At 59.3% G+C, this 6,764-nt stretch carries 7 protein-coding genes; 1 reads left to right on the top strand and 6 read right to left on the bottom strand.

The features are described from left to right. Window positions 1-377: 377 nt before the first annotated feature. From GEV05_29965 to GEV05_29940, 6 genes are all read right to left on the bottom strand, one after another. The gene (locus GEV05_29965) at window positions 378-758 is read right to left on the bottom strand and encodes a hypothetical protein (GenBank protein ID MPZ47511.1); all 381 of its coding nucleotides are present in this window, start codon (window positions 756-758) and stop codon (window positions 378-380) included. Window positions 759-999: 241 nt separating this feature from the next. Then, the gene (locus GEV05_29960) at window positions 1,000-1,860 is read right to left on the bottom strand and encodes an amidohydrolase family protein (GenBank protein ID MPZ47510.1); all 861 of its coding nucleotides are present in this window, start codon (window positions 1,858-1,860) and stop codon (window positions 1,000-1,002) included. A gap of 11 nt (window positions 1,861-1,871) precedes the next feature. Then, a complete protein-coding gene (locus tag GEV05_29955) occupies window positions 1,872-2,897 on the bottom strand; it encodes an amidohydrolase family protein (protein ID MPZ47509.1) in 1,026 nt (341 codons plus the stop codon). Then, window positions 2,788-3,753, bottom strand: coding sequence for a tripartite tricarboxylate transporter substrate binding protein (locus tag GEV05_29950; GenBank protein MPZ47508.1), 966 nt, complete (start codon window positions 3,751-3,753; stop codon window positions 2,788-2,790). The genes GEV05_29955 and GEV05_29950 overlap by 110 nt, the downstream gene beginning before the upstream one ends. A 16-nt stretch (window positions 3,754-3,769) precedes the next feature. Then, the gene (locus tag GEV05_29945) at window positions 3,770-4,771 is read right to left on the bottom strand and encodes a tripartite tricarboxylate transporter substrate binding protein (GenBank protein ID MPZ47507.1); all 1,002 of its coding nucleotides are present in this window, start codon (window positions 4,769-4,771) and stop codon (window positions 3,770-3,772) included. A 1-nt stretch (window position 4,772) separates the two neighbouring features. Then, complete coding sequence (locus tag GEV05_29940) at window positions 4,773-5,900, bottom strand: hypothetical protein (GenBank protein MPZ47506.1); 1,128 nt, start codon at window positions 5,898-5,900, stop codon at window positions 4,773-4,775. Window positions 5,901-6,000: 100 nt separating this feature from the next. Here GEV05_29940 and GEV05_29935 point away from each other — a divergent pair, with 100 nt between their 5' ends. Further along, window positions 6,001-6,714 carry a LysR family transcriptional regulator gene (locus GEV05_29935; protein ID MPZ47505.1) on the top strand — a complete coding sequence of 238 codons (714 nt, stop codon included), beginning with the start codon at window positions 6,001-6,003 and terminating at the stop codon, window positions 6,712-6,714. Window positions 6,715-6,764: the final 50 nt, after the last annotated feature.

Raw genomic sequence — 6,764 nt, 5'->3', positions numbered from 1 at the left:
TTGCCTACAGGACTCGGTACAGCTTTCATCAGATTTGCCATGACATTGATTCCTACCTTTAGAGTCTAAATGCTTGAAGGTAGGTGTTGCACGTCATACTGGCACACAGGGTTCGCAGGCGATGCACTTGAAGGGTCCGAATGAGGTAGGCGCGCGTATCGCGCGGATCGAGGACGGTTTGCGCTTCGTACAGCTCTCGGAAAAATGCTGGCGGGTAGCGAAGGGCTGTGTGCGGCCTGCGCATGGCTGAGTGTAGCCTGAAGCATTGAGCTCGGGCCGGCGTTATAACTCATGGTGCAACCGGTAGATGCTGGAGTGTCTTTCAGTGAGAAGCGGTCTGCCGCCCGTCTCTCGAAATTCGTTCAGCGTGTCGAAGATCAGCATGTCTCCGCCCCTGCGCGCAGGCACTCGAAGACCGTGGCGTTTTCTGCAGGGACCCAGTCCTTGAGACGGCGGGAATGCGGTGTGGTTCGGACGCCGTGAGTCCAGATGATGTCTTTGTGCGCCAGCGGTATGCCGTGCAAAGAGCCGCGATAGGTGCCTTTCTGAATGTCTCGCTCCGCACGGCGCGCGTTCTCGAGTGCCTGCTCGCGAGTGACGGTAATGAATGCATGAAGACGCGGCTGCAGCGCGTCGATACGGTCGAGATGAGAGCGGACCACTTCGACAGGCGAGGGCTTCCGGTCGCGTATGAGCGAAGACGCTTCACTGATGCTGAGGTAATGAAGGTCCTGTGTGTTGACGGCGTCTGAAGTCATCTCGAGCAGCGCGGGGCGTCGAACGGGGTCTTTGCACACGTTCGGTGATGTTGCACATGATAACCGACAACGAGCGGCAAGCTATAACGAACGGGGACGCGGCGTCAGGAACAATCCGGGCGCGCCAATGAGTGAGGTTGTAGTTTGAAGATCAGCGGCTCGTGCCGCCGGTCTTCCTTCGCGGTCCGGCGGCACGGTATGCGGCGCGCGCATCCGCATGTCGACAATGGTGCTCGGCACATCAAGCCATGTTCATGAGGCGCAGAGCGTTCTTCGACATGACCTTGTCGAATACTTCGGAGGTGAAGCCGAGCTCTTGGTACTCGCGGACCATATGTTTGTGCGGCCGGCTCGGATACGCCGTGCCGAAACATGCACGGTCGTAAAAGTAGTTCCTGACGGCTTTCACGTACTCTTCGGCACCGGGCAGTCGCTTGACCATGTACTGATCTGGTGAGAGCCAAACGTTCGGACACACGAATCCGACGCCGATCATGTCCATCACGTAGGGCCATGCGGCGTGAGCAACGTGAATGACGAGCTTTGGAAAATCTTTTGCCACTTGAAACAGCGGGATCGGCGAGCTGTCTTCGTAGGGACGGCCCAGGCGCGCCTGGAGCTGCGCACTCAAGGTGATGTTGATCGGAACGCCGCGGCGCACGCACTCTTCATAGATCGGGTAGAGGCGCCGGTCCGCCGGGCTGTGGATCGTCGGGTCCTTCGATATAGGCGGCTCGATCGAGACGCCTTTGAAGCCCGGCGTCTTCAGGCAACGATCGATTTCCTCGAGGCACCAGTGGATCGGCTGACTCAGGTCGAGCCCTACCCAACCCACGAAGCGGTCGGGATGCTGCTCGACGCATGCCGCGATCTCGTCGTTTGGAATGACGCCGAGCGGCTCTTCGGACTGACGACCCATGATGACCCCCCATTGCACTCCCGCGTCGTCCATCTCGCGCAGGAGATCGGCCATCGACTGAGTTCGTGTGGAGGCGGGACGCTCGTATCCAAGGTTCCGATAGTAATCGTCGCCCCGTGTGAACTGCAGCTTGCCTACCCAGGTCTTCAGCGGCGGACGCAGACGCATATCAACGATGTGCACAGAGCTTCCTCTCAGGCGGGATACATCGACTTGAACACCGGGTCGTCTTCGAGTTTGAAAACGCGCAACGCGTTTTTGTAGAGGATTCTGGGGAGCACCTCTTCCTTGATGGGCAACATCCAGAATTCATCGACGAACGGCTTGATCGGTATCGAGGGAAAACACGTTGCAAAAAGAAACTGGTCGCGCAGGCCGAAATAGTTGTTGTTGAGCGATTTAACCCAGTCTTCCGTTCCCATTTGCGTGAGATACATGTCAGGCGAGAGAAACACGTTCTCATGTCGCGCAGCCACGATGATCGCTTCGCGCACGTAGGGGTAGCAGGCGTGGCCTGCAATGATCCTGAGCGCAGGGAAATCCTCGGCGACCTGGTCGATGTGACGCGGATGCGCGTAATCGATGCTTTTTCCGCCCCAGGGGCCGGAGGTCTGCGGAAAGAGCACCATATCGTGCGCCAGACATTTGTCGTAAAGCGGATAAAGACGGCGATCGTCGATATCGCAACCGGGCGAGCGGCCGGGCTCGATGAACATGACTCGCAGGCCCATCCCGGCGCAGCGATCGAGCTCAGCGAGAGAATCGTGCAGAACGTTTCCCGCATCAATGCCTGCGACGCCGATGAAGCGGCCCCAATGCTCCTTCTGGAGTCTGGCCATGAGATCGTTCGAGGTCGTACGCGCAGCCATGACGCGGCCGCCTATCATCATTTCGGGCGTTTGTCCCGAGGTGGACACCGCCGTGGTAATCCCCGCCTCTCCGATCTCCTCGAAGAACGCTTCGATCGTTCCCTTCGCGAACGACTTGATCGTGTTGAAGCGGCCGCGCTCTTTCGCGCGGCCGGAGAAGTACTCTCCGGCTTCAGGTATCGTCACCCGGCATCGGACGTCGACTATCGGTATGTCTTGTCTTCCGCTCACGGACGCATCCTCACTCGACGCGCAGCCCCCGGGTCTTGATGACTTGCGCGTATTTGATGATTTCAGATTTGATGAACTTCGCGAACTCTTCCGGCGTGCTGCCGATGACCTCAGCACCATCGCGCGTCATGCGCTCGTGAAGGTCGTTACTGCGTACGACCGCGACGACGTTGTCGTGCAGCTTTTCAATGATGGCTTTCGGGGTGCCCCGCGGCGCCAGCATGCCGTACCAGTTGTACTCCTCGTAACCGGGCAAACCGGCCTCGGCTATCGTCGGTATATCCGGTGCGACGACTGATCGTTTCACGCTTGTCACACCCAGGGCGCGCAACCGCCCGCCCTTCACGTGCACCATGGCGGACAGGATGTTGCTGAAGTACATGTTGATCTGGCCACCGATGAGGTCGATCAATGCAGGCGCACTGCCTTTGTAGGGAACATGAACGAACTGCACATTCGCGAGCGACTGAAACAGCTCCCCTGCAAGGTGCGGCGGACTGCCGGAGCCAGCGGAGCCGAACGTGAGCTGCTTTGGCTTCGCTTTCGCGAGTGCGATCAGCTCCCTGACACTTGTCGCCGGCATGGATGGGTGGACGACAAGAATCTCCGGCACGCGCGCGACGAGCGTAATAGGCGCGAAATCCTTGATCGGATCGTAGGGAATCTTGTCGAAGAGACTTACATTCACGGCTTGGGTGGCCACGTTGCCCATGAGAATGGTGTAGCCGTCCGGTGCTGACTTTGCTGCCAGATCAGTACCGATGATGCCAGTCGCTCCCGGGCGATTATCGACAACGACCTGCTGTCCCCACCGATCTGATAGTTTCTGCGCGATCTGCCGCGCGATAATGTCCACACCACCGCTCGCTGGGAACGGGGCAATGAGGCGAACGGGCCGCGCGGGATATTGCTGCGCGCTCACCGCCGAGGTCGAAATCACGAGCGAACCCAGAATCAATACCGCAATGCGATTCATGTCGATACTCACACCGCTAGTCGCTGCGAATGCCGGCGATCTTTATGACTTTCGTGCACTTGTCGATCTCCGCGCGCAGATAGGACGTGAACTCCTGCGGTGTGCTGCCTACGATGTCGGCCCCCTGGCTCACGATGCTGCGCGCGACGTCCGGGTTACCTAAGACCGTCACCATGTCCGCGTGCAGCTTTTTAATGATGGGCGCGGGCGTGTCCTTCGGTGCAAGCACCCCGTACCAGTTCGTTGCCTCGTAGCCCGGCACAACCTCTGATATCGCCTGCACCTGCGGCAGCGACGGGGACCGCTGGAGTGAAGTTACTGCCAATGCTCTCACCTTGCCTGATTTGATCTGAGGCAGCGCAGGCGGCAACGCGAGAAACATGAGTTGGATCTGACCGCCCATGAGGTCGGCCAACGCAGGGGCTCCGCCTTTGTATGGCACGTGGACCATCTTGACTTTGGCCATGTCCGTCAGCAGCTCGCCGGCAAGATGTGTCGTGCTGCCGTTGCCTGCAGAGCCATAGCTCAGTTTTCCCGGTTCGCCCTTTGCCATGGCGAGCAAATCATTGACTGATTTTGCCGCCAGCGATGGGTTCGCGAGCAATGCCTGAGGGGTCGAGGCGACTAGCGTAACCGGCGCGAAGGAGTCGACGGGCATATAACTCGTTTTGTACAGACCTGCGCTTGCCGCGTGGCTGCTGGATATCATCAGGAGCGTGTAACCGTTCGGTGCAGCCCGGGCGGTGATCTCCGCACCGATTGTGCTCCCTGCACCGGGACGGTTATCGACGACGACCTGCTGGCCCCACCCCTCGGAGAGCTTCTGACCCACGATGCGGGCGATGATGTCGGCCGCCCCACCTGGCGGGAAGCCGACGACCAGCCGCACGGGTCGATCCGGATAATTTTGAGCGTGCGCGTTTGCCGTTATATAGCACGTGCCTGCGCACGCCATCAAGACCAGCCACAGACAACTTCGCATTCTCTCCTCCTTTTGTTTTGGTTTTTGTCTTGCCACGTTAGAGCTTCAGCTCCTCCGTGTACTTCTTCAGTTTTTCAGGCGATACAGTGACGCCCAAGCCTGCCCCTTCAGGCAGCGAAACCGTTCCATCCTTGGCCATCATGATGGGATTGTCGCAAATGTCGTCGACGAGGCGCTCCATCGGTGAGCCGTAGCCGAGCACGGCGTGCATGGCAGGAATGGCCGCAGCGAAATGAATGATCGCAGACGTGCCCGGGCTCAACGGGTGTTTGCTCCCCATGAGCACGCCCATGCCTGCGGCATCGGCGATCTCCGCCATGCGCTTGCTCAAGAAAAGCCCGCCGTTTTTGACGGGCTTCAGGCAAATCGTATCGGCCGCACCTTCCTTCGCGATGTTGGCGACGTCGTACGGTGTCCACGCGCTCTCATCGGCAGTGACGGGGGTATCGATCGCCACGCGCACATCTCGCATGCCTTTGAGATCCCACCATGCCACGGGCTGCTCCACCGCTTCGATGCCGTAACGCTCCATCTTCTTGAGAGTCGGAATGGCGACCTCGACGGTGTAGGCTCCGTTGATGTCCACTTCGATCGGATAATTCGCGCCGACTGCGTCGCGCACTGCGGCGACACGATCCACATCCTCTTTGGGATCGAACCCGGCTTTGACCGTCAGCATCGCGTAGCCGGCTTCTTTCAGCTTCAGCGCGTCCTGCCCCATCTCTTTCGGCGTCTTCACGCCGAGGCTTCTGCTCACGCCGAACTTCGTGCGGTAGATGCCTCCGAGGATCGTCGCGACGGGGCGTCCCGTCGCCTTGCCCATGATGTCGTAACACGCTGTGTCGACGGCGGCCTTGGCGCAGAGGAAACCGGTACGCCCCTGGTTGAACGCTTCGAGCTTGTCGATGATCCGGCCGATTTCGAACGGATCCATGCCGATGATGATCGGCGGGAAGTACTTCTTCAGCGTTATGTAGATCGCTTCCTGCGTTTCTCCACCGCGCTCGATCAGCGTCACGCCGGTCTCACCCACGCCGGTTATGCCTTCGTCTGTCTCGACGAGGATCACAATCTGTCGCTTGTGCGTCGTTTCGCCTGGCGCCATGCGATAGGCGTTCTTGTATGGGATCGTGACCATGTGGCACGAAACGCTCGTGATCTTCATTGACGCTCCTCTGGTTGCTGCGTGTGGGGCGTCGATGGTGAGACGAGACTAGACCAAAGTCAAATAAGATTCGATTACCTTTCACCCAACATTTTCTTATATGAAATCGTCGAAGATTGTCACACCCCATCACTTGATAGCGCTGGCGTCAGTTGCTTCTACCGGGAGCCTGACCGCTGCCAGCGCCGCTCTCGGCAAAACGCAGCCCGCGGTCTCCGCCCAACTCCGGCAGCTGAGCGAGGCGGTCGGCACACCACTGATGCTACGTCACCGTTATGGCGTCAGACTGAGTCCGGCTGCGGAAACGCTTCTGCCCTACGCACAAGCCTGCGTGCGCGCACTCGAAGGCGCGGAACAGGCCATCAGCCGGCTGCGCGGATTGGAAGAAGGCAAATTGCGGGTGCTCGCAAGCACTTCGGTCGCGGTTTATATGCTGCCGCCCGTGCTCGCCGCTTTTCATGCACGGTTTCCAGGAATCGAGCTGCAAATGACGCGTCACAACGCGAACGATGCGATGAGCGCGCTCGAACGAGGTGAGGGCGATATCGCCGTTGTGAGAGGACCCGCTTCTCCTGTCGGCGCACTGAGCTCCAATTTCGTGATCCGCATTCTGGTGAAGGACGAGACCATGCTCGTGGTGCCACCGCGACACCGCCTCGCTCGCCGCCGGAAAGTGCGGCCGGAACAGCTGGATGGTATTGAAATCGTCAGCCGCGAACCGGGCTCGGCCACTCACGCGCTTGTCGAACGCATGGCGGTCCGCACAAAGATCAACTTCAGACTCAACAACCACCAGCTAAAGCTGGTGGGTTAGGTATTGCGGACTGAAAGTCCGGATACGCGTCGCCTAAACGACGCGTCTTA

This window comes from Betaproteobacteria bacterium, assembly GCA_009377585.1.
In the GTDB taxonomy this organism is placed as follows: domain Bacteria; phylum Pseudomonadota; class Gammaproteobacteria; order Burkholderiales; family WYBJ01; genus WYBJ01.
This window is presented reverse-complemented; position numbering and strand designations above follow the sequence as displayed.